This window comes from Streptosporangium sp. OZ121 (genome assembly GCF_051918885.1).
GTDB lineage: Bacteria > Actinomycetota > Actinomycetes > Streptosporangiales > Streptosporangiaceae > Streptosporangium.
The window spans coordinates 25,999-47,609 of the sequence record NZ_JBPXMC010000039.1 but is presented as its reverse complement, the minus strand read 5'-3'; the positions used below and the strand labels follow the sequence as shown (position 1 = coordinate 47,609).

The window sequence follows — 21,611 nt, the reverse complement described above, 5'->3', positions numbered from 1 at the left end:
CCGCTCGCGGGCGTGTCCGGAGATCTCAGGAACCATCCCCTGAGGACAGGGTGGCGCGGACGGTGCGCAGCATCCGGACCAGCTCGGCGGCGTCCTTGCCCGACAGCCCGATGGCCTCCGGGGCGTTGAAGGCCTCGACTCCGGGCAGTGCGCGCTCGAGGAGCGTCCGGCCCGCCGCGGTGATCCGCAGTGCCGCGCGGCGTCCGCGGCCGCCTGGCCCGTCGCGCTCGACGAGGCCGCGCTCGATCAGGGACACGGCCACCTCGCCGAGACTCTGCGGCCGCACCATGATCGTTCGAGCGAGTTCGGCCTGGCTGAGATCATCGCCGTCGGCGAGCGAGGCCAGCACGCCGAACTGGATCGGGGTGAGCCCGACGGCGCCGAAGACCTCGGTGAAGCCCCGGGCGACGACGTAGGAGGTCTGGATCAACTCCCACAGCGGCAGGTCCGCTTCGCCCGCGGCCCATGCCCCCTCGCCGGGCCGCGCCTCACGCACCGCGGGTCCCGGTGATGGTGAGGGTGGTGAGGGTACGGCCCAGCCGCGCGGCGGCGGCGAAGGCCGGCAGCGCGATCCGGGAGGCCCGGGTTCCCGCCGGTGTGGCGAGCCGGTGTATCCATCTCAACGGCTGCGTCGACGTGCGCACGGCCTCGCCGGCGTAGGTGGCCATCCGGTTCTGGAAACGGTGTACCGCCAACGGGATCGTGGACTCCCCGTCTCGTACCAGGAACAGCTCCTCGGCGAGCACGTCGGCGTCGCGAATCGCCGTGGCCGCGGCCATGCCTCCGGTGGGAGGCATGGCGTGCACGGCGTCGCCCAGCGCGGTGACGGCGCCGGCCGGCCATGGGGTGAGGTCGGCGTCGGGGTCGGCGGCGTGGAAGCCGAAGAAGGCCGCCGTCGCGGGATCGGCCGCGCGCACCAGCGCGCGCACGGACGCACTCCAGCCGCGCAGCAGTGAATCGGTGAGCCGGATCAGCCCGGCTCCGTCGAGCTCCCGCGGCCGGCCGGGATAGGCCCTGTCCGGCGCCAGCACGCCCCAGATCAGCGAGGGCGGCTCGATGATCGCCGCGACCTGTGTGCAGGCCGCGGGATCGACCGCGGTGCCGGAGCCTGGGTCGTGGAGGGTGAGGAACAGCCCGACACCGCCGGGGCCGAACGCCAGGGCGGGCCCCCGCGCCAGCAACGCGGGGACCAGAGGGCGGGTGCCGGCGGTCAGGGGAGTGCGGCCGGCGATGCCGCTCACCCCGGCCGGGAGGGAGGTCGGACGCCCGGCCAGCGCCCGCGCGACGCGCGACCCCACACCGTCGGCACCGACCAGCAGGTCACCGCGGTCGGTGCCGCCGCCGGCGAAGTGCGCGGTGACCGTGCCATCGGGGTGGGTCCGGTGCCCGGTGAACTCCGATCCCAGCCGCAGCGCGTCTCCCAGGCCGTGGGCCAGCAGCCGTCGCAGCGGGATCCGGCCGATCATCAGTGTCTCCGACGCCCGCTCGTTCGGTTCAGCGAACAGCAGCCGCATTCTGTGGTCGGCGACCGCGAACCGCGTGAACGTCCGCGGCCCGGCCGAGCTGGCCAGCAGCGCCTGGTAGTGGCCCGGTGCGAGGTGGCGGCGCAGTGCCGCGCAGGCCGGATCGTTGAGATGGAGCCGGTACCCGCCCGTGGCCTCCACGGCCTGATCGCGCTCGTGCACGACCACGTCGATCCCGTTACGGCGCAGCGCCTGAGCCAGCGTCAGCCCGCCCATCCCCGCCCCGATCACCAGAACCTTCACGATCCACCCCCGCTATCAGGCGCCTTATACTTAAGTATAAGGCGCCTGATAGCGGGGGTGGGAGGAGATCGTCGCCGGAACTCTCGTCGAGGCCACGATCCGGGCTTCACGCCCCGCCCTCCCGCCCTCCCGCGCTGTCGGCCGAACGGTGCGACCGGTGCGACCGGGGCCGGGCCGCTGCCCGAGGCCGGGCGCCGGGCCGGCGCATGTCGCCGCTTCGGGAGTGCCGGGCCTTGTTGTCAGTGGCCGCCGGACAGCTGCCCGGCCAGGCTGTCGTGCAGGCGGGCGCTGGGCTCGTTGAGGCCGATGACGGTGACCTTCTTGCCCCGGGCGGCGTACCTGGTCTGCACCGCGTCCAGGGCGGCAACGGAGGAGGCGTCCCAGATGTGGGTGCCGGACAGGTCGATGACGACCTGGTCGGGGTCGCCGGCGTAGTCGAACCGGTAGACCAGGTCGTTGCTGGAGGCGAAGAACAGCTCGCCGGTGACGGCGTAGACGGCCTGGGTGCGGCCGGGGTCGATGACGGCGGTGACGTTGGCCAGATGGGCGACCCGGCGGGCGAAGATGACCATGGCGGTGATGGAGCCGACGACCACGCCGATGGCGAGGTTGTGGGTGGCCACCACGACCGCGACGGTGGTGGTCATGACGATGGTCTCGCCCCAGGGCATGCGCTTGAGGGTGGCCGGGGCGACCGAGTGCCAGTCGAAGGTCGCGAACGAGACCAGGATCATGACGGCGACCAGGGCGGCCATCGGGATCTGCGAGACCCAGGGCCCGAAGGCGATGCACAGGATCATGAGGAAGATGCCGGCGGTGAAGGTCGACAGGCGGGTGCGAGCGCCGTTCTTGACGTTGATCATCGTCTGGCCGATCATGGCGCAGCCGCCCATGCCGCCGAAGAGGCCGGTGACGATGTTGGCGACGCCCTGGCCGATGGACTCGCGCGTCTTGTCGGACCGGGTGTCGGTCAGGTCGTCGACGAGCTTGGCGGTCATCAGCGATTCCATCAGCCCGACCAGCGCCAGTGCCAGGGCATAAGGCGCGACGAGGGTGAGGGTGGCCATGGTGAACGGCACGTCGGGCAGGCCGAAGGCCGGCAGCGAGGAGGGGAGGGTGCCGCGGTCGCCGACGGTCGGCACGGCCAGACCGGCGCCGAGGGTGATGGCGGTCAGGATCGCGATGGAGACCAGCGGGGCGGGCACCACCGTGGTGACGCGGGGGAAGAACACCATCAGGGCCAGGCCGCCGACCACCAGCGGGTAGACCACCCAGGGCACATCGAGGAGTTCGGGCACCTGTGCCATGAAGATCAGGATCGCTAGGGCGTTGACGAAGCCGACCATCACGCTGCGCGGCACGAACCGCATCAACTTCGCCACTCCGAGCGCGCCGAGGGCGATCTGGATGAGGCCGCCGAGGATGACCGCGGCGATGAGGTAGGCCAGGCCGTGCTCGCGGGCCAGCGGGGCGACCACCAGGGCGATCGCGCCGGTGGCGGCGGAGATCATCGCGGGGCGGCCGCCGACGATGGCGATGACCACGGCCATCGTGAAGGAGGCGAACAGCCCGATGCTGGGATCGACCCCGGCGATGATGGAGAACGAGATCGCCTCGGGGATCAGGGCGAGCGCGACCACCAGGCCGGACAGGACCTCGGTGCGGGCGACCTTCGGCGACAGCCAGGCCGGCCGGGAGGCGGGCAGCAGACGGGCGGCGGACAACGAGCGTGGCAAAAGAACGTCCTTGGGCATGAGGGAGCCACCTGGCGGCACGCGGCCGCAGGCGGGCCCATGAGGGTGGCAACAGGCGAAACGGAGGGAGCGGCACCCGCATCAAGCAGGCGGTCGGCGAGATCGACGATTCCGGGCGCGAGCGCCGAGCGAGCCACTGAAGGGGCCGGAGCGCGGCTACCGGAGCGGAAGTGTCACGGCGGGCAGCAGGCGGCGGGCGAGGCGGGCATGCGCGGGCCGAAGTCCTTTACGTCGGGAGCGTCACACGGTGCGCCGGTGCGCCGTGTTCGGGCAGGCCGCGAAGCAGTGTCCGCGACGATCGGGGCAAACCAGCAGGAATCTCCCTCTCGGCGGCAACTCTACCTTAACGTTAGGGTAGAGATTGGTGAGGCGAGGTCCGGTGCGGTCGTCCCTCAGCCGCCCCTTGAACAGTGAGGCCACCCGATCATGGACATCCTGGGCGATACCGCAGCCGCGTCCACCACCCCGCCTGTCCCGCGCAGTGGTGAAGGTCACATGCACATCGGCCAGGTGGCCGAGCGCACCGGACTGTCGCTGCGCACCATCCGGCACTACGAGGAGGTCGGTCTGGTGCCGGCCTCGGCCCGCAGCCAGGGTGGTTTCCGCCTCTACACCGCGGCTGACGTGGCGCGGCTGATGGTGATCCGCCGGATGAAGCCGCTCGGGTTCACCCTGGAGCAGATGGGCGAGCTGCTGGCGGTCACCGACCGGCTGGAGGGCCGCACAGATGCCGGGCCGCTGCCCGAGGCCGAGCGCCAGGCGTGCCTGCGCCGGCTGGAGGTCTTCGAGCGCGCCGCCCGTGAGCGGTGCGAGGCGTTGCGCGCGCAGTTGCAGTGGGCCGAGGAGTTCGCCGCCGACCTGCGACGGCGTGGACAGCAGGCCGTCCACGGTGATTGACGGGGGACAGATGACAACAACCGGGCGCGCGACACCTTTCGGCATCGAGGGCGGCCAGGCCCCCGACCGCTGAGACGTCCGGCTTCGGGATGCCGTTCGAGCCCGGCCCCTCGACGCCGATCTCCCGTTCGCGGGCGGCCGCGATGCCCCCCGCCCAGGGGCATCGGCGCGCCGGGAACGGAGGTCGTCTAGCCGTTGATCAGGGACGTCTCCGACAGCGTGAGCAGGAAGGCTCCGGCGGCGAGCAGCGCGATCGGCCAGGACCGGCTGATGGCGGACCAGATCGTGGCGGCCAGGAAACAGACCAGGGCGAGCAGCACGAGAACGTCCACGAGAATCCTCCAAGGGGTCACCCCCAGACGATCATCGTCTGGGGCAAGCCCTCACTGCCCCGCGACCCTCGCGGGTAACGCGTCGCACCCCTGCTTTCGTCAGGAAGATGATTTCCGCCAACCCAATTTTTGTTGATATATCCGGCTATGCCCCTTCCCAGAGGGCCGCGGCGGCCTCGGCGCAGGCGACATCCTGGGAAACGGTGCCGCCGCTGACGCCGACCGCTCCCGCCACCGCGCTCACCACGCTCACCCCGCGCTCGTCACCGGCCTCCCCGAACGGGACGCCGCCGCCGAAGCACACGTACCGGTCACCGGCCAGGCCGTACAGCTCGCCTCCGGGCAGGACCAGCGGCGCGAGGTCGGCGGTGGGCATGCGGTGGGCCACCGCGGTGTAGGCCTTGCCGGGGGCGAGGACGGGCCCGGTGATCCGCGCGCCGTCCATCCGCTGGAACGCGATCAGGTGCCCGCCCGCGTCGACCACGGCGACCGAGATGAGCGCGCCCTCCCGCGCGGCCTGCCGCACCGCGGCCTCACACATGCGCAGCGCGAGTTCCAGGTTCACCGCTCCCCTCACCGTCTCGAAACCGTTCCGACGGTCTTCGGCGCGGGCGGCCGGGTGCGCGTGCGCCGCCGTCCGGGTGATGCGAGATGTCATAACGATGCGACGCCCGCGCGAGCCCTTCGGAGGACCGGTACGAGCCGGGACCGTCGTCCCGCGAGGGAAGTGACACCGTGAGGCGACATTCCGGCGATGCTCACCAAGAGTGATGTTCACCTTCCTTAGAGCTACGATCTCGTCACTGGCGGGATCGTTGAGGTGTCGTCCGAACATGGGGAGAGGCATGCACAGTCACAACCGCGCGAGCGTCGTCCACCAGCTCAGATACGCCCTCGGCCATCCGGGGCGGGTCCCCCGGCACCTGAGACGGCTGACCAGGGACCTGTGGCTGCGCCTGGGCAACCGCGACCACGTCGCCTACTACCGGGCGGTCATGAGGTCCGACACCGCGCGCAGTCCCCAAGGGGCCGTGGGCAGCAGGTCGTACCGGCGCTGGGTGGCCATGGGGAAGATGCAGTTCGACTATCTCGTGCGGCACGGGCTGAGGCCCGAGCACCGCATGCTGGAGATCGGCTGCGGCAACCTGCGGGCCGGGCGCCTGTTCATCGGCTACCTCGACCCCGGAAACTACTACGGGATCGACATCTCCCCGGACATCCTGATCGCCGCCCAGGACACCCTGGTCTCCTACGACCTGCGCGACAAGTTCCCGCACCTTTTGCCGGTCGGGGACCTGCGCTTCGCCGCCCTGCCCGACCAGGCGTTCGACGTCATCCACGCCCACAGCGTCTTCTCCCACTCCCCGCTCCACGTGATCGAGGAGTGCTTCCGCGGGGTCGGCCGGATCATGAGGCCGGGAGGCTGGTTCGACTTCACCTTCGACCGCACCGAGGGCAGGGAGCACCACGTCCTGCGCGAGGACTTCTACTACCGCACCGAGACGCTGCTCGGCCTGGCCGCCGCGTGCGGGCTCCGGGCGACCTTCATGGACGACTGGGAGCGGCTTCCCCACCGGCAGTCCAAGATCCGCGTCACCCTCCCGGAGCGGGAGAACGCCGAGGACCACGCCGTGCGGGACGCCGGCCGCCCGGCGGAGGCCGTACCGGACCACGGGCGGCCCGAGGTCGAGCGGGACCGCGACCCGTCCGGGATCGAGCGGGACCGCGCCCTCTCCGGGGGCGATAGAGACCGCGTCCGGCCCGGAGCGGGGCATCCCGGAGCGGGGCATCAGGGACACCTCGGCCGAGAAGCCGGGCGGGCGGCGCTGGATCTCGCGGAGGAGTCCCGGATGTAGTCTGGCGCTTCGCGCGACCGACCTGGAGGAGCCGATGCGGGCCCACGACCTGTCCGCCGGGGGCGACGTGCTGGACCGCGTGCACGACGTGGCCCGCGAGGCGACCCGGATCCACGGCCTGACCGACGCCGAGGTCACCCTGGTCAACGTGTCCGAGAACGCCACCTACCGGGTGGACGACCCGGCCACGGGGACGCGGTCCATCCTGCGGGTGCACCGGCTCGGCTACCACACCACGCCGGCGATCCTGTCCGAGCTGGCCTGGCTGGAGGCGCTCCGCGAGCAGGCCGGGATCCGCACCCCCCGGGTGATCCCGGCTCCCGGCGGCTCCCGGGTGCTGACCGTCCCCGGCCCCGAGCCGCGCGACTGCGTGATGTTCGAGTTCCTGCCCGGCGCCGAGCCCTCCCACGACGACCCGGTGCCAGGTTTCGAACGGCTCGGCGCCCTCACGGCGCGGATGCACCGGCACGCGCGCGGGTGGTCCCGGCCCGGCGGGTTCACCCGTTTCCACTGGGACCACGAGGCCGCTCTCGGCACCGAGTCGCGGTGGGGCCGCTGGCAGGACGGCCTGGGGGTGGAGGCCGAGGCGCGGACCGTGCTGGGACGGCTGGACAAGGAGCTGCGCGAGCGGCTGCACCGCTTCGGCCGCGGTCCGGAACGATACGGCCTGATCCACGCCGACCTGCGCGCCGCCAACCTGCTCGTGGAGGGTGAGAACCCGCCCGGCGTCATCGACTTCGACGACTGCGGCTTCGGCTGGCATCTCTACGACCTGGCCGCGGCGGTCAGCTTCGTCGAGCACCGCCCCGAGGTTCCCGAGCTGGTCGACGCGTGGGTGCGGGGCTACCGGACCGTCCTGGACCTCCCGGCCGAGGACGAGGCCGAGATCTGGACGTTCATCCTGTTCCGCCGCCTGCTGCTGGTCGCCTGGATCGGCACCCACACCGGCGCCGACATCGCCGCGGAACTCGGCTCCGGCTACACCGAGGGCAGCTGCGAACTGGCCGAACGCTATCTCGCCGGCTCACTCGGCTAACCCTGCCCGCCGCCTGTCTCCGTCTGCCCGCCGTCCGTCTCCGTCCGTCTCCGCCTGTCTCCTTCCGTCCCGCGTGGGCGCGGCATTCGCGTAGGGAGCGTCCGGCGGCGTGGCGCACGGTGACCGCGCATCGGGAAATCACTCCTATCCGCCTGAGATCCCGGCGATAGGGGGAAGGCGAATACGAGACGTCGTACGTATCACCATGTGCGCGTCGGATATTCGGATAACGGGATTCTCGCGGACGGAGTCGCTGTCTTGCCGGCCGTGACTTTTCCGGGCGCCCTTCCGAATCCGGAATGTTTTCCGGCGACCTCGTCTCGGCCCCGGCCGGGGCCGAGACGAGGTCAGGACTTCAGCTCGCGCCTGATGTCCTCGTCGTTCGGGGCCAGTTCCAGCGCGCGGGTGAGATCGGCGACCGCCTCCCCGTCGCGTCCGGCGGCGCGCAGCGCCATCGCCCGGTTGAACAGCAGGGCGGGGTCGTCCCCTGAGCCGAGGGCCCGGGTGAAGTCCGCGACGGCGCCCTCGGGGTCGCCGGTCTCGAACGACAGGAGCCCCCGGTTCGCCCAGGCCGCCGCCAGCGAGGGCGCGAGCTCCAGGGCCCGGTCGAAGGCGGCGCGCGCCCTGTCGTAACGGCCCTGCGCGGTCTCCACCTGGCCCAGCGCGCACAGCAGGTACGGGTTGGCGGGATCGATCGCGAGCCCGGTCTCCGCGTCCGCCCTGGCCGCGGCGTACTCGCCGAGCGCGGCCCGCAGCCCCGCCCGGTTGGCCAGGCCGTCCACGAATTCCGGGTCCAGTTCCAGCGCGTGGTCCAGGTCGGCGAGCGCGCCCCGGTGGTCACCCGCGGAGAAGCGGATCTCGGCCCGGTTGTAGTAGGGCTCGGGGAAGGGCGGGCCGACCCGCATCGCCGTCTCGTAGTCGGCGACCGCCGCGTCCATCCGGCCCAGCCGGTGCAGCAGGTTGCCCCGGTCGATGTAGTAGTCGGGATAGCCGGGGTCGGCCGCGATCACCGCGTCCAGGTCCTCCAGCGCCTCCTCGGGGCGGCCCAGCATCACGGCGAGCTGTGCCCTGTTGGCCAGCAGCACCAGCCGGTGTATCGGGTGCTCGCCGGGCAGCAGGTCGCGGTCGGCCAGGGCGACGGCCTCCTCGACCAGTTCCAGGGCCCTGGAGGGACGGCCACGCCGCACCTCCACCAGTGCCCGGCCGTTGAGGTCGAATCCCATCTTGAACGCCCGCTCGCGCGGGTCGGGCAGCAGCGAGGAGATGGCGATCGCCTGGTTCACCAGCGCCAGCGCGGCGTCGGGGTCGCGCCGGGTCCGGTCGCGGTGGCGTACCTTCAGCATCCCGGTGGCGTAGGCGGCCGAGGCGTGGACCGTGGGGGAGAGGCTCTCGCGCCTGGCCAGGTCGAACAGCGCCTCCGCCTCGTCCTCGCGGCCCAGCGCGGCCAACGCGGTCGCGGTGCTGTGCAGGAGCCGCCACCAGGTCGCGGGGTCGTCCTCGGGGCCGGCGAGGCGCAGGGCGCGCTCGCCGAGATCCACCACGGCGTCGTGGTAGCCCTCGTCCAGGCACCACTGCACCGCGAACAGGAACGCCCGCACCGCCTTCGACGGGTCGCCGCCGCGCTCGCGGTGGTACGGGATCGCTCCGATCCGCGCGCCGACCGTTCCCTCCCTCTCCAGCTCCTCGGCGAGGGCGTCGTGCCGTTCCGCGCCGAGCCGCTCCTCGGGGGCGGTGGCCCGCTCACGGGTCACCACGGCCAGCAGCTCCCCGGGGACGCGGCGCCGCAGCACCGTCAGGAGCTCCAGATCGGTGGGGTCGGCCAGGTCGGTGTTCTCGACGACGAGCGTGCGGGGGCCGGTTTCCGACAGGTGCTCACGGACGAACTCGGCCAGGCCGTTGGCCAGGCGCAACGTGCGACGCGGCGCGTGCACCAGGATCCGCTCCGCGCCGGGCAGGCTCGCGGCCACCGACCGGCGCCGGGCGGGGATCAGATCGCGCAGGTCGGGCGCCACGGCGCGCAGCTCGATGTCGTAGCGGGCGACGAGTTCGGGCCGGGCCGTGGGCAGCAGGGCGGAGACGATCGCGCCCCCCGCGGTGTACGGCCCGCGCAGGCGCCGGTCCGCGTCGACCACGGGCAGCGGCGGCGCGGGACGAGACGGGTCGCCCTGCGGGTACGGTCCCCGACTCACCGGACTCCTTTAACTCGATTAGTTGATATTTGATGATATGGCTATGCCGGGGAGCCGGCGCCCATCACTGGACGCCGGTTCTGTGATTCAGTCTCAGCCGACGTGCTTAGGACTCGCGGTGCCACTGAGTGCGATGGTGCCAGGCTTGTGAACAATGACGCGCTTCATTATCGGCCTTCCTCGCGAATAGAACAAATTGCAAGTATTCGCAGTAATCGCCCATACTGACAAGATCTATTAGTTATCGTGGCCGGATCCGGACAATCCCTGGACAGGGGCCGCACGGTGGTGTCGACGGAACCGGCGCGGCTCATCCGGAATTCGCGCCCGCCCGGATCCGGCCGCCGCCACGCGTCCGCGCCGGGCGGCACACCGTCCGTCCGCGTCGTGACGGCATCGTGGTGGCACAGCAGTGGCGCCGTACGCGCGGCGGAAAGTGGGAAGGCCGGAAAGGCGGAAGGGCAGTAAGGCCGGAAAGGCGGTCAGTGGGCCACCCGCAGCACGATCTTGCCCCTGGCGTGGCCACCGGCGAGCCGCTCGTGGGCCGCGGCGGCCTCGTCGAGCGGGAACACCTCCTCTAGTTCGGGGGCGATCAGCCCGCCGTCGATCAGCTCGGCGATCTGGGCCAGGGCCGACCCGTCCGGCTCCACCAGGAACGTGCGGGTGCGAAACCCCCGAGCCTCGGCGGCGCGCAGCAGGTCGGGGGAGGCGCCCGAGGGCACCGGAACGAGCAGCCCGCCGGGGCGGAGGACGTCGAGGGAACGCGTGCTGGTCGCGTCGTGCTCGTCCCCGACCAGGTCGACGACCACGTCCACGTCGCGCACCACGTCCTCGAAGCGGACGGCCGTGTAGTCGACGAGCTCGTCGGCTCCCAGCCCGCGCAGCCAGTCGTGCTTGCCGGCGCGGGCGGTGCCGATCACGTACGCGCCGAGGTGCTTGGCGATCTGGACGGCGAGGTGCCCGACGCCGCCCGCGGCGGCGTGGACGAGGACGCGCTGTCCCGGGGTGACCCGCGCGGCGTCCACCAGGACCTGCCACGCGGTCAGCGAGGCCAGTGGCATGGCGCCGGCCTCGTCGTGTCCCAGGGAGCGCGGCTTGAGGGTGAACTGCCTCGACGGCGCGGTCACGAACTCGGCGTAGGCACCGGCCTGGCGCGGGAACCACGGCATGCCGTACACCTCGTCCCCCACCTCCAGGGAGCTCACCCCGAAGCCGGTCTCCTCGACGACACCGGAGACGTCCCAGCCCAGGATGAAGGGCGGGTCCCCCAGGACCCCTGCCATACCCGCGCCCGCCCTGGTCTTGAGGTCCACCGGGTTCACTCCCGCCGAGACGACCCGTACCAGCACCTCGGTGGGCAGTGGTTCCGGGCGCTCCACGCGGACCGGACGCAGCACCTCGGGGCCGCCGAAGGTGTCCTGGCTGATCGCCCGCATAAGGGTCACGATGGCTCTCCCCGATCTCTCGCCGCTCTTCCCGCAGGTGCCGCCGCCCGTGAGAGCGGTGGGGATCACGCTACCCCTCCGGGGGCCGGCGACCCGGTTGCCCTGCCGTTCGCCGGGGCGTGAGCGTGCGCGACGCCCCCGCGCCGGGCCGTCGCGGGAGGTTCCCCGGGGAATGAAACCCTGATGGTCGACGTCCTCCTACCGCGGGACGACCGCACGACCACCGCACGACCGGTCAAGGCCGGTGGGTGCGCCGCCGACCCGCGGCACCATGCCGCGATCCCGCCCGACGGCTCAGGCCGGGGGCCGCACACCGGGGGTATTCGATGAAGGAACCGAGGAGTCGCTGGACGGACATCGCGGGGGGCGATGCCGGAGAGCGGTACGCGGAGAGGTTCGCCCGGCTGGCCGAGTCGGGGGCGGACATGCACGGCGAGGCGCGGTTGTGCGCGGAGCTGCTGCCGCCGGGCGCCCGGGTGCTGGACGCCGGGTGCGGCACCGGGCGGGTGGCGATCCGGCTGGCCGAGCTGGGATACGACTGCGTGGGCGTCGACCTCGACGCGTCCATGCTCGACGTCGCCCGGCGGACCGCGCCATGGCTGCCCTGGATCCTGGCCGACCTCAGCGACCTCAGCGACCTCGACGCGCTCGGCGCGCTCGGCGATCCCGCGGATCCCGCGGATCCCGCGGACCCCGCGGACCCCGCGGACCCCGTGGCGGGGGCGGACCGCGCCGTCCGGGGCGGCCGAGGGGAATCGACGGGGAAGGGCGGGAGAGGCGGGCGCTTCGACATGGTCGTCGCCGCGGGCAACGTCATCCCCCTGCTCGCCCCAGGGACCGAGGCGCGGACCGTCGCGGGGCTCGCGGCGCTGCTACGGCCGGGCGGGCTGCTGGTGAGCGGGTTCGGGCTGGACGCCGCGCACCTCCCGCTCGCCTCGGCGACGGTCACCCTGGCGGACTACGACGACTGGTGCCGTACGTCGGGGCTCACCCCGCTGCGGCGCCTGGCGACCTGGGACGGCGCGCCCTACGACGGTGGCGGATACGCGGTGAGCGTCCACACGCGCACCGCGGGCTGACGGGTCTCGGGGGAGTAGTAACTTCATCCCATGCGACTGGGCGTTCTCGACATCGGTTCCAACACGGTTCATCTGCTGGTGATGGACGCGCACCGGGGGGCCCGGCCGCTGCCGGCGTACTCGCACAAGGTGGACCTGAGGCTTTCCGAGCACATGGAGGACGGCGACCGCCTGTCCGCGCGGGGCGCCGCGCGGCTGCGGGAGTTCGTCGAGGAGGCGCTGCGGCTCGCCGAGGACAAGGGTGTCGAGGACCTCATGGCCTTCGCGACGTCCGCGGTCAGGGAATCGGTGAACGGCGAGGAGGTCCTCGCCGGGATCAAGGCCGACACGCAGGTCGACATCGAGGTGCTGTCCGGTCAGGACGAGGCGAGGCTGACGTTCCTGGCCGTGCGCCGCTGGTTCGGGTGGTCGTCCGGGCGGCTGCTGGTGCTGGACATAGGAGGTGGGTCGCTGGAGATCGCCTCGGGCATCGACGAGCAGCCCGACGCGGCGGTGTCGCTCCCGCTGGGGGCGGGCCGGCTCACCCGCGACTGCTTCACCGCCGATCCGCCGCCCGCCGACGAGGTGCGGGCGCTGCGCAGGCACGTACGGGCCGAGATCGCCCGCACGGTGGGAAACGTGGCCCGGTACGGCCAGGCCGACCACGCGGTGGCGACGTCCAAGACGTTCAGGCAGCTCGCCAGGATCGCCGGGGCGGCGCCCTCGCACGAGGGACCGTCCGTGCGCCGGGTGCTCAGGCACGCGGACCTGGTCGGGTGGACCGACCGGCTGATCAAGATGAGCACCCGGGAGCGGGCCGAGCTGCCCGGGGTCTCCGAGGGGCGGGCGCCGCAGCTGCCGGCCGGGGCGATCGTCGCCGACGCCGCGATGGACCTGTTCGGGGTGGCCCAGCTGGAGGTGTGTCCCTGGGCGCTGCGCGAGGGAGTGATCCTGCGGCGGCTGGACGCGATGCCGGAACGGTGAGGTTTACCAGAGCGTTCACAGGTAAGAGCGCATAGTCATGAACAGCCCTCAGGCTCACGTGGAAGGTGCCGCTCGCAGAGCGGCCAACAGTCAGACGCTCGACAGGCTGGCGCGGGTTGGATTGGCCTGCCGGGGTGTCCTCTACGGTTTGATCGGTTTCCTCGCCCTGCAGATCGCCTTCGGCGGGGGAAGCGGCAACAAGGAAGCCGACAAGACCGGCGCGATCGAGACGGTGGCCGAGCAGCCGTTCGGCACGTTCCTGCTCTGGCTCATGGTCGTCGGGTTCGTCGCGCTGGTCGTCTGGCAGCTGTCGGAGGCCATCATGGGCCGCGGACGGACCAAGGACCGGGTGGAGTCGGGCGCGCGGGTGGCGGTCTACACGCTGATCGTGGCCACGCTGCTCGGCGTGCTGCTGCGCGGCGACTCCGGTGCCTCGATGGACAGCCAGTCGAAGGACATCACGGCCATGCTGATGGACCTGCCCCTGGGGCAGTTCATCGTCGGCCTGATGGGCCTGGGCCTGATCGGCCTGGGTGCCTACTGGATCCGCCAGGGCTGGAAGAAGGAGTTCCTCAAGGACCTGCGCACCGGCGAGATGCCCGCGAGGGCGCGAGAGCTCGCCGAGAAGTTCGGCATGGCGGGATACATCGCCCGAGGCGTGATCGCCGCGGTCGCCGGTGTCTTCGTCATCCAGGCCGCGGTCACCTACGACCCCGACAAGGCCAAGGGCATCGACTCGACGCTGCGCTCGCTGGCCGACACCCCGGCCGGTCCGTGGCTGCTCGGTGTCGTCGCGATCGGTCTGCTGCTGTTCGCGGTCTACTGTTTCTTCGAGGCTCGCTGGCACCGCGTGTGACGGATGGAACCGCACGGTACGCCAGGTGCGGACACGCAGGTGAAGGGGCCTTTGGCAAGCCCCACCTGTCTATCCGGTAAGTGATCGCATTCCTACTTTTCCGCGACATCTTCTCCGCCGAGCCCCGCGTCTTCCCATCAGTGAAACGGTATCGGAGGGGGCGGTATGGACTCGTCGGAGTACGACGGCAGTGAATGGGTTCTCCGCCTGGCGGGTTCCCCGGACCAGGTGGTCAGAGCCCGCCGCCTGGTCTCGATGACCCTGGGGCGAGACCATCCCCTCCACGACGACTGCGTCCTGCTGACCAGCGAGATCGCCACCAACGCGGTGATCCACTCCCGGTCGGGGGACGGCGGGGCGTTCACCGTCACGGTGGCCTGCTCGGCGACGGGGGTACGGGTCTCCGTCCAGGACGAGGGCTCCTCCGCGGCCCCCTGTGTGTGCCGAGCCTCGGCCGACGCGACAGGGGGCCGCGGCCTGCCCCTGCTGGAGGCGCTGGCCCACCGCTGGGGCGTGGTCAGGGAGACCGGGTCCAACAGGGTGTGGTTCGAGCTGGTGCCGGAGATGGCCGGACTGCGCGCGGGCAGCCTGGCCGGCGCCCGCTGACACCGCGACGGCACTCACGTGACGAGCGTGACGACACGGCCTCGTCGTTCGTGGTGAAGTGATGGAAGGGCCTGTCTTACGGGCCGGAGGTGGGTGAGCGCAAGGCTCGCGTGCAGAGAGTGAGGCCCTCCATCAGCGTGGTACGCGTGGTGTCGTCGACCTCGGCGAGCATGTCCTCCTCGATGCCGTCGAGCGAACGGTCGCAGTGCCGCAGCACCGTCTGTCCTTCACGGGTGAGATGGGCGCGGAGCACCCGGCCGCCGTCCGGGTGCGCGTCACGGTGGATCAGGCCGCGTTGTTCCAGCTCGCGGACGACCAGGTTCATCGCCTGCGGCGTGACGAAGGCGATGCGGGCCAGTTCGGCCGAGGAGAGTCCGGCGCGCGTGCGCAGCTCGCTGAGCGCCATGTATTCGGTCGTCGTGATGCCGTACCGGACGAGCGCCTCGTCGAGCCGGGCGCGGATGCGACGCTCCAGCCGGTAGACCACGTAGCTCAGGCGGGGGGCCGGCTTGACCGGCTGGTCGGTTGCGGGGATGCGGCGCGAGGTCACGGGATGACCATAACCGGCGATGTAAGTTTCGCGCCCTCGATATCAAGTTACTTGATAACAAATCGCTTGATAAGCAGCGCAAGCAGCGCTTTTCCGTGGATGGAGCGTCATGATCCCTTACGGGCGTGGCTTGACCGTCCGTTGGTGTCGCCCCTATACCGGCTGATGTCAGGACGAGTCGGCGGCGCCCCGGCCTCGTGCATCGAGCGAACATCAAGCAGAGGAGAGCCGATGAAGTCATTGACCGCTGTGCTCGCGGGTGTCAGTGCCGCGGTGCTGTGCGCCGCCACGTTCCTGGTGACCGGACAGTCCGCCGCCGCGGCCACCCTGACCGAGGTGACCGGCTTCGGCGCCAACCCCGGCAACCTGCGGATGCACCTCTACGTGCCGGACACCGTGCAACCCAGTCCCGCGATCGTGCTCGCCATGCACGGTTGCGGCGGTTCGGGTCCCGGCTTCTACTCGGGTTCGGAGTTCCGGACCCTCGCCGACCGGCACGGCTTCATCGTCATCTACCCGTCGGCGTCCAAGAAGGGCAACTGCTTCGACTCCTGGTCCGCGGCGTCAAAGGTACGCGACGGGGGCAGCGACCCGGTCTCGCTGATGTCCATGATCACCTACACGCGGCAGCGCCACAACGGTGACGCCGACCGCATCTACGTCACCGGCAGCTCCGCCGGCGGCATGGAAACCAACATCATGCTCGGCAACTATCCCGACGTCTTCAAGGCCGGGGCGGCGTTCATGGGGGTGCCGTTCGGCTGCTTCGCGAACGAGGCCGACTACATTCCCTCGCCCGGCGCGAGCGACTGTGCCTCCGGGCGGATCAGCAAGACGCCCCAGCAGTGGGGGGACCTGGTCCGCGCCGCCTATCCCGGGTACAACGGTCCCCGGCCGCGCGTCCAGCTCTGGCACGGCACCACGGACAACCTCGTGTACTACGCCACCCACCAGCAGGCGATCGACCAGTGGACCAACGTGTTCGGCCTGAGCCAGACGCCCACCAGTTCGGACACGCCGCAGCCGAACTGGAACCGCCGCCGCTACGCCGACGCTTCCGGCACGGTGCGGGTCGAGGCGTACAGCATCCAGGGGGCCGGCCACAGCCTGCCGATGAGCGGGATGGCCGCCGCCGCGATCCAGTTCTTCGGCCTCACCGGCGGGACGAGCCCGTCGCCGACCCCGACCCCGACTCCGAGCCCCACCCCGACCCCGACTCCTTCCCCCACCCCCACCCCCACCCCCACCCCCGACCCGGGCACCGGGTGCAGGGTCACCTACCTTGCCAACACCTGGAACAACGGCTTCACCGCCGACGTCACCGTGACGAACACCGGCGCGACCCCCGTCAACGGCTGGACCGTGACCTGGACCTGGCCGGGGAACCAGCGGGTCACCAGTGCCTGGAACGCCACGGTGACCCAGTCGGGCTCCCAGGTCAGCGCGCGCAACCTCTCCTACAACGGCACCATCGCCCCGCAGGCCCGGACCGGTTTCGGGTTCCAGGGCACGTACAGCGGCACGAACTCGGCTCCGACGGCGTTCGCACTGAACGGGACCTCCTGCGTCATGGGGTGAGTCCGTCCAGGAGGCCGGCGGCCACCTTCAGGGCGGGCCGCTCGTACTCCTCGGCGCGTGCGTGGAAGACCTGCTCTGCCCGGATCGCCGGCCAGTCCGCGGGGAGGTGTTCGGCCGGCAGGTGGGGATCCTGCCGGACGAGCTGCAGCCAGTCGGTGTGCAGCAACAGCTGCCGTACGAGATCGTCCGGCGCGTCGGGAAGTGGCCGGGTGACGTCCCACCTGGTGAGGAACGCCCGATAGCGCCGGGCGATCTGCTCGATGTCGAAGGCCTTCGCGACCAGGTCGGCGGCCTCGGTGGGTTCGAACGCCCTGGCGGTCAGCACCGTGACGTGGTCGTCCACGTCCAGCGAGTCGAACACGCCGGTGACCTCCTTCGCGCCCGGCGCGATCCACAGCCCGCTCTGCAGCGGGCCGAACCCGGCCCAGACGAGCCGGGACCGCAGGTCGTGGCGGGTGCTGCGCCGGCTGTCCGGCAGGGAGAACCCGACGACCGTCCAGGTGCCGTCCCAGTCGCGGTTCACCGCGCCGGTCTCCCAGATCCGCCGGCGCCCGTCCCTGAGCACCGCCACGGCGTACGGGGTGAGCTCGATGTACGCCCTGCGTCCCACCCGGTACCGGGTCACGAGGTTGCGCTTCACCATGCGGGCGAGCGTGGACCGGACGGCCTCCTCGGAGACGCCGAGGCGGGCGAACACCTCGATGATGCTGCCCGAGGAGATGGGGGTGCCGCGGTCCAGCGCGTAGATGCCGAGGAAGCTGAATATCAGGGACTGCGGGCGCACAGCCGGCACTGCCGGCACTGCCGGTTCGTCTTCGCCGCCGATGGTCACACCGAAAGCGTAGACGGACCGGATGTCAGGCACATAATTGACGGAAGTCAGATATCTGCCCGAGGAGAGCTCATGAACGTCGACGAACTGGTCGCCATCGACGTGCACACGCACGCGGAGGTCTCCGCCGACGGGCACGCCTCGCTCGGTGACGAGCTGGCCGGTGCCTCGGCGAAGTACTTCAGGGGACACTCCCGGCCCACCATCCCCGAGATGGCCGCCTACTACCGCGAGCGCAGGATGGCGGCGGTGGTGTTCACCGTCGACGCCGAGCACGCCACCGGGCATCCGCGCATCTCGAACGAGGAGGTCGCGGCGAGTTGCGCCGCCCACGCCGACGTGCTGATCCCCTTCGCCAGCGTCGACCCGTGGAAGGGCAGGGCCGGTGTCCGCGAGGCGCGCCGGCTCGTGGCCGAGCACGGGGTGCGCGGCTTCAAGTTCCATCCGAGCGTCCAGGGCATGGCGCCCGACGACCGGGCGGCCTACCCTCTCTACGAGGCGATCGAGGAGATGGGCGTGCCGGCACTGTTCCACACCGGCCAGACCGGCATCGGCGCCGGCCTGCCCGGCGGGGGCGGGATCCGGCTGAAGTACTCCAACCCGATGCTGGTCGACGACGTCGCCGTTGACTTCCCCGAACTGCGGATCATCCTCGCTCATCCGTCCTTTCCTTGGCAGGATGAGGCTCTGGCGGTCGCCACGCACAAGCCGTACGTCTACATCGACCTGTCCGGGTGGTCGCCGAAGTACTTTCCCCCGCTGCTCGTCCGGTACGCCAACACGCTGCTGAAGGACAAGGTGCTCTTCGGGTCCGACTACCCGATGATCACGCCGGACCGATGGCTCGCCGACTTCGACGCCCTCGACATCAAACCCGAGGTCCGCCCGAAGATCGTCAAGGACAACGCCGTACGCCTGCTCGGGCTCGACGCTCCTTAATGTCGGGCAGAGTATTGACGTTCGTCATGAATGTGCCTAACCTCCGGGCAAGTAAGCGCAGCAGTTCGCTCTCGGACTGAGGAGCTCGGTCATGACGACCCCGTCGGCCCTCCCCCACAACCAGGTTCAGCTCCGCCGCGCGGTGGCCTCCAGCTTCCTGGGCAGCGTCATCGAGTACTACGACTTCCTGCTGTACGCCACGGCCTCGGCGGTGGTCTTCAGCAAGATCTTCTTCTCCTCGCTCGACCCGCTCACGGCCACGGTCGCCAGCTTCGGCACCTTCGCCACGGGCTACCTCGCCAGGCCGCTCGGCGGAGTGATCTTCGGTCACTTCGGCGACCGGCTCGGCCGCAAGCGCATGCTGGTCCTGACCATGACCCTGATGGGCATCGCCAGCTTCCTCATCGGCGTGCTCCCCACCTACGAGCAGGTCGGTGCCCTCGCCCCCGTCGCCCTCGTCGTCCTTCGCGTGCTGCAGGGCGTCGCCATCGGCGGCGAGTGGGGAGGCGCCGTGCTGATGTCCGCCGAGCACGCGACCAGCCGCCGCGGCCTGTGGGCGAGCTTCACCAACGCCGGCGCCCCGTTCGGCATGGTGCTCTCCACCGGGGTGCTCAGCGGCACCGCGGCCGTCCTGGGCGAGGAGGCGTTCCTGAGCTGGGGCTGGCGGGTGCCGTTCCTGCTCAGCATCCTCCTCCTGGCGGTCGGCCTGTTCGTCCGGCTGCGGGTCGAGGAGACCCCGGTGTTCGAGGCGGCCGGCGGTCGCGCCGCCAGGGTGCCGCTGCTGGAGGTGTTCCGCCACCATCCGAGGACGCTGCTTCTCGGGGTGGGCGTCGGGCTGTCCGCGTTCGTGGCCCAGGGCACGCTGACCACCTATCTCATCGCCTACGGCGTCCGGACCGGTTTCACCAGGCAGGCCGTGCTGAACGGCCTCACGCTCTCCTCCGCGCTGGCCGTGGTGAGCATCGTCGCCTGGGCGGCGCTCTCGGACCGGGTCGGACGCCGTCCGGTCGTGCTGGCGGGAGCGCTGCTCATGGCCGGGTTCGGCTTCGCGCTGTTCCCGATGGTGAACACCGGCAGCGTCGCCGTGCTCGTCATCGCGCTCGTGCTGGGCCAGGCGGTCATCCACCCGCTGATGTACGGCCCGCTCGGGGCGCTGTACGCCGAGCTCTTCCCCACGAGAAACCGCTACACCGGCGCCTCGCTCGGCTACCAGATCGCCGGACTCGGCGCCGGCCTGGGCCCGTTGCTCTTCGCCCAGCTGGACGCGTCGTCCGGAGGCGGCAGCACGACGACGATCTCAGTGATCATCGCCGTCTGCTGCCTGCTGACCGTGGTCTGCGTGCTCGCCCTGCGTGAGACCAGCACCGACGACCTCACCTCGGACGCCCCGGCGGTCCCCGCCGCCACCGATGCGTAACGCCGGGCTCGGCGGCTGGCCCGCCCGCCGGGCCCGGATGAGTCCCGGCCGCACCGCGTTCGTCTTCGCGGGCCGGTCGGTCAGTTACGCCGATGTCCACGAGCGGGCGACCCGCCTGGCGTCGCGGATGCGCGAGACGGGGATCCGGCCGGGGGACCGGGTCGCCTACCTCGGCCCCAACCACGTCGCCTTCGCCGAGACCATGTTCGCCACCCACATGCTGGGCGGTGTCTTCGTCCCGCTGAACTTCCGGCTGGCCGCGCCCGAGATCGCCTACATGCTCCGGCACTCGGGCGCCTCGCTCCTCGTGTACGACCCCGGCCGCGCGGAGACGGTACGCGGCCTGCCCGGCCCTTACACGGTCGTGGCCCTGCGGTCGCCCGCCCCGGGGGAGCACGACTTCGAGACCTGGGTGTCGCAGGGCGATCCCGATCCCGTCGACGTCCCGGTGGCGCTCGACGACGTCGCCCTGATCCTCTACACCTCCGGCACGACCGGCCGTCCCAAGGGCGCGATGCTCAGCCACGCCAACCTGGTGTGGAACTGCTTCAACATGATGATCGGCGTGGACGTGACGAGCACCGAGGTGACGCTGATCGGCGCGCCGCTCTTCCACGTCGCGGCCCTGAACCAGACGATGCTGCCGACCTTCCTCAAGGGCGGCACCTCGGTGATCATGCCGTCCTGGGACGTCGAGCTCTGTTACGACCTCATCGAGAGGCACCGCGTGACGTGGATGTTCGGCGTCACCACGATGTTCGCCGACCTCGTCCGGTCGCCGCGCTGGGCCGACGCCGACCTCTCGTCGCTGCGCACCCTCATGTCCGGCGGCGCCGCCGTCCCCATGACGCTGATCCGCACCTACCAGGAGAGGGGCCTGGTCTTTTGCCAGGGCTACGGGCTGACCGAGACCGCACCCGGCGCGACCTTCCTCGAGGCGGGCGAGAGCGTGCGCAAGGTGGGCTCGGCCGGGGTCCCGGTCTTCTTCTCCGAGGTGTCCGTGGTCCGCCCCGATCTCACTCCGGCCCCGGTCGGGGAGCCCGGCGAGGTCCTCATCCGGGGGCCGAACGTCACCCCCGGCTACTGGCGTGACCCGGAGGCGACCGCCGCCGCGCTGAGCGAGGACGGCTGGTTCCACTCCGGCGACATCGCGACCGTGGACGAGGAGGGCCACCTGACCATCGTCGACCGCGTCAAGGACATGTACGTCTCCGGCGGGGAGAACGTCTACCCGGCGGAGGTCGAGAACGTGCTCTTCGCGCATCCGGCGGTGGCGGAGGTCGCCGTGGTGGGGATGCCGGACCGGAGGTGGGGCGAGGTGGGCCGCGCTTTCGCCGTGCTCCGTCCCGGCGCCGCCGTCACCCCCGGCGAACTGACGGCCTTCCTCCGTCCTCGGCTCGCGAAGTACAAGATCCCCGTCTGTTTCGAGATCGTCGACGCGCTGCCGAAGACGGGCTCGGGCAAGATTCGCAAATCCGAACTCCGCGACCGCCCCCTGCCCGGATGACGGCGGGAC

General features: G+C 71.2%; 20 protein-coding genes. 11 read left to right on the top strand and 9 right to left on the bottom strand.

The window, feature by feature from the left end:
- Positions 1-25: 25 nt before the first annotated feature.
- The 3 genes from ACTOQ1_RS39030 to ACTOQ1_RS39020 all read right to left on the bottom strand — a co-directional run bounded on the left by ACTOQ1_RS39030 (position 26) and on the right by ACTOQ1_RS39020 (position 3,520).
- Entirely contained in the window at positions 26-496 is a 471-nt protein-coding gene (locus ACTOQ1_RS39030) for a MarR family winged helix-turn-helix transcriptional regulator (RefSeq protein ID WP_440073205.1), read from the bottom strand.
- Complete coding sequence (locus tag ACTOQ1_RS39025) at positions 489-1,766, bottom strand: FAD-dependent oxidoreductase (protein WP_440073204.1); 1,278 nt, start codon at positions 1,764-1,766, stop codon at positions 489-491. Before ACTOQ1_RS39025 ends, ACTOQ1_RS39030 begins: the two co-directional genes overlap by 8 nt.
- 239 nt (positions 1,767-2,005) lie before the next feature.
- A complete protein-coding gene (locus tag ACTOQ1_RS39020; RefSeq protein WP_440073202.1) occupies positions 2,006-3,520 on the bottom strand; it encodes a SulP family inorganic anion transporter in 1,515 nt (504 codons plus the stop codon).
- Positions 3,521-4,015: 495 nt separating this feature from the next.
- On the opposite strand from ACTOQ1_RS39020, the gene ACTOQ1_RS39015 reads away from it, so the two are divergent.
- Complete coding sequence (locus ACTOQ1_RS39015) at positions 4,016-4,417, top strand: MerR family transcriptional regulator (protein ID WP_440073200.1); 402 nt, start codon at positions 4,016-4,018, stop codon at positions 4,415-4,417.
- A gap of 188 nt (positions 4,418-4,605) precedes the next feature.
- On the opposite strand, the gene ACTOQ1_RS39010 is transcribed toward ACTOQ1_RS39015, so the two are convergent.
- Positions 4,606-4,749 carry a hypothetical protein gene (locus tag ACTOQ1_RS39010; RefSeq protein WP_329083413.1) on the bottom strand — a complete coding sequence of 48 codons (144 nt, stop codon included), beginning with the start codon at positions 4,747-4,749 and terminating at the stop codon, positions 4,606-4,608.
- 145 nt (positions 4,750-4,894) lie between these two features.
- Complete coding sequence (locus ACTOQ1_RS39005) at positions 4,895-5,314, bottom strand: GlcG/HbpS family heme-binding protein (protein ID WP_440073199.1); 420 nt, start codon at positions 5,312-5,314, stop codon at positions 4,895-4,897.
- A 280-nt stretch (positions 5,315-5,594) separates the two neighbouring features.
- On the opposite strand from ACTOQ1_RS39005, the gene ACTOQ1_RS39000 reads away from it, so the two are divergent.
- Together ACTOQ1_RS39000 and ACTOQ1_RS38995 are read left to right on the top strand one after the other, a co-directional pair.
- Positions 5,595-6,605: a class I SAM-dependent DNA methyltransferase gene (locus ACTOQ1_RS39000; RefSeq protein ID WP_440073197.1), complete on the top strand. Its 1,011-nt coding sequence runs from the start codon at positions 5,595-5,597 to the stop codon at positions 6,603-6,605.
- A 34-nt stretch (positions 6,606-6,639) separates the two neighbouring features.
- A complete protein-coding gene (locus tag ACTOQ1_RS38995; RefSeq protein ID WP_440073196.1) occupies positions 6,640-7,641 on the top strand; it encodes a phosphotransferase enzyme family protein in 1,002 nt (333 codons plus the stop codon).
- Between the two features lie 347 nt (positions 7,642-7,988).
- Here ACTOQ1_RS38995 and ACTOQ1_RS38990 read toward each other — a convergent pair whose 3' ends face one another.
- Complete coding sequence (locus ACTOQ1_RS38990) at positions 7,989-9,830, bottom strand: tetratricopeptide repeat protein (protein ID WP_440073194.1); 1,842 nt, start codon at positions 9,828-9,830, stop codon at positions 7,989-7,991.
- Between the two features lie 482 nt (positions 9,831-10,312).
- Positions 10,313-11,266: an NADP-dependent oxidoreductase gene (locus ACTOQ1_RS38985; RefSeq protein ID WP_440073226.1), complete on the bottom strand. Its 954-nt coding sequence runs from the start codon at positions 11,264-11,266 to the stop codon at positions 10,313-10,315.
- A gap of 335 nt (positions 11,267-11,601) precedes the next feature.
- On the opposite strand from ACTOQ1_RS38985, the gene ACTOQ1_RS38980 reads away from it, so the two are divergent.
- The 4 genes from ACTOQ1_RS38980 to ACTOQ1_RS38965 all read left to right on the top strand — a co-directional run bounded on the left by ACTOQ1_RS38980 (position 11,602) and on the right by ACTOQ1_RS38965 (position 14,779).
- Positions 11,602-12,354: a class I SAM-dependent methyltransferase gene (locus tag ACTOQ1_RS38980; protein ID WP_440073192.1), complete on the top strand. Its 753-nt coding sequence runs from the start codon at positions 11,602-11,604 to the stop codon at positions 12,352-12,354.
- Between the two features lie 30 nt (positions 12,355-12,384).
- Positions 12,385-13,317, top strand: a complete 933-nt coding sequence (locus ACTOQ1_RS38975) for a Ppx/GppA phosphatase family protein (protein ID WP_440073190.1) — start codon at positions 12,385-12,387, stop codon at positions 13,315-13,317.
- Positions 13,318-13,354: 37 nt separating this feature from the next.
- The gene (locus ACTOQ1_RS38970) at positions 13,355-14,173 is read left to right on the top strand and encodes a DUF1206 domain-containing protein (RefSeq protein ID WP_440073188.1); all 819 of its coding nucleotides are present in this window, start codon (positions 13,355-13,357) and stop codon (positions 14,171-14,173) included.
- A 165-nt stretch (positions 14,174-14,338) separates the two neighbouring features.
- The gene (locus tag ACTOQ1_RS38965) at positions 14,339-14,779 is read left to right on the top strand and encodes an ATP-binding protein (protein WP_440073187.1); all 441 of its coding nucleotides are present in this window, start codon (positions 14,339-14,341) and stop codon (positions 14,777-14,779) included.
- A 76-nt stretch (positions 14,780-14,855) separates the two neighbouring features.
- Here the strand turns inward: ACTOQ1_RS38965 and ACTOQ1_RS38960 are convergent, their stop codons facing one another.
- Positions 14,856-15,329, bottom strand: a complete 474-nt coding sequence (locus tag ACTOQ1_RS38960; RefSeq protein WP_440073185.1) for a MarR family winged helix-turn-helix transcriptional regulator — start codon at positions 15,327-15,329, stop codon at positions 14,856-14,858.
- A gap of 231 nt (positions 15,330-15,560) precedes the next feature.
- Here ACTOQ1_RS38960 and ACTOQ1_RS38955 point away from each other — a divergent pair, with 231 nt between their 5' ends.
- Positions 15,561-16,907, top strand: a complete 1,347-nt coding sequence (locus tag ACTOQ1_RS38955; protein WP_440073183.1) for an extracellular catalytic domain type 1 short-chain-length polyhydroxyalkanoate depolymerase — start codon at positions 15,561-15,563, stop codon at positions 16,905-16,907.
- Here ACTOQ1_RS38955 and ACTOQ1_RS38950 read toward each other — a convergent pair.
- On the bottom strand, positions 16,897-17,691 hold the full coding sequence (locus ACTOQ1_RS38950; RefSeq protein WP_440073181.1) for a PaaX family transcriptional regulator: 795 nt from the start codon (positions 17,689-17,691) through the stop codon (positions 16,897-16,899). The genes ACTOQ1_RS38955 and ACTOQ1_RS38950 overlap by 11 nt on opposite strands.
- Before the next feature lie 120 nt (positions 17,692-17,811).
- Here ACTOQ1_RS38950 and ACTOQ1_RS38945 point away from each other — a divergent pair, with 120 nt between their 5' ends.
- From ACTOQ1_RS38945 to ACTOQ1_RS38935, 3 genes are all read left to right on the top strand, one after another.
- Positions 17,812-18,678, top strand: a complete 867-nt coding sequence (locus ACTOQ1_RS38945; RefSeq protein ID WP_440073179.1) for an amidohydrolase family protein — start codon at positions 17,812-17,814, stop codon at positions 18,676-18,678.
- Positions 18,679-18,769: 91 nt separating this feature from the next.
- The gene (locus ACTOQ1_RS38940) at positions 18,770-20,095 is read left to right on the top strand and encodes an MFS transporter (RefSeq protein ID WP_440073178.1); all 1,326 of its coding nucleotides are present in this window, start codon (positions 18,770-18,772) and stop codon (positions 20,093-20,095) included.
- Positions 20,088-21,602 carry an acyl-CoA synthetase gene (locus tag ACTOQ1_RS38935; RefSeq protein WP_440073177.1) on the top strand — a complete coding sequence of 505 codons (1,515 nt, stop codon included), beginning with the start codon at positions 20,088-20,090 and terminating at the stop codon, positions 21,600-21,602. Before ACTOQ1_RS38940 ends, ACTOQ1_RS38935 begins: the two co-directional genes overlap by 8 nt.
- Positions 21,603-21,611 lie beyond the last annotated feature (9 nt).

What these genes read in the sequence shown, in the direction of transcription:
- ACTOQ1_RS39020 (WP_440073202.1), bottom strand. Translation starts at nt 3,520, where the DNA reads ATGCCCAAGGACGTTCTTTTGCCACGCTCGTTGTCCGCCGCCCGTCTG.
- ACTOQ1_RS39015 (WP_440073200.1), top strand. Translation starts at nt 4,016, where the DNA reads ATGCACATCGGCCAGGTGGCCGAGCGCACCGGACTGTCGCTGCGCACC.
- ACTOQ1_RS39000 (WP_440073197.1), top strand. Translation starts at nt 5,595, where the DNA reads ATGCACAGTCACAACCGCGCGAGCGTCGTCCACCAGCTCAGATACGCC.
- ACTOQ1_RS38995 (WP_440073196.1), top strand. Translation starts at nt 6,640, where the DNA reads ATGCGGGCCCACGACCTGTCCGCCGGGGGCGACGTGCTGGACCGCGTG.
- ACTOQ1_RS38985 (WP_440073226.1), bottom strand. Translation starts at nt 11,266, where the DNA reads ATGCGGGCGATCAGCCAGGACACCTTCGGCGGCCCCGAGGTGCTGCGT.
- ACTOQ1_RS38980 (WP_440073192.1), top strand. Translation starts at nt 11,602, where the DNA reads ATGAAGGAACCGAGGAGTCGCTGGACGGACATCGCGGGGGGCGATGCC.
- ACTOQ1_RS38975 (WP_440073190.1), top strand. Translation starts at nt 12,385, where the DNA reads ATGCGACTGGGCGTTCTCGACATCGGTTCCAACACGGTTCATCTGCTG.
- ACTOQ1_RS38970 (WP_440073188.1), top strand. Translation starts at nt 13,355, where the DNA reads ATGAACAGCCCTCAGGCTCACGTGGAAGGTGCCGCTCGCAGAGCGGCC.
- ACTOQ1_RS38965 (WP_440073187.1), top strand. Translation starts at nt 14,339, where the DNA reads ATGGACTCGTCGGAGTACGACGGCAGTGAATGGGTTCTCCGCCTGGCG.
- ACTOQ1_RS38955 (WP_440073183.1), top strand. Translation starts at nt 15,561, where the DNA reads ATGAAGTCATTGACCGCTGTGCTCGCGGGTGTCAGTGCCGCGGTGCTG.
- ACTOQ1_RS38945 (WP_440073179.1), top strand. Translation starts at nt 17,812, where the DNA reads ATGAACGTCGACGAACTGGTCGCCATCGACGTGCACACGCACGCGGAG.
- ACTOQ1_RS38940 (WP_440073178.1), top strand. Translation starts at nt 18,770, where the DNA reads ATGACGACCCCGTCGGCCCTCCCCCACAACCAGGTTCAGCTCCGCCGC.
- ACTOQ1_RS38935 (WP_440073177.1), top strand. Translation starts at nt 20,088, where the DNA reads ATGCGTAACGCCGGGCTCGGCGGCTGGCCCGCCCGCCGGGCCCGGATG.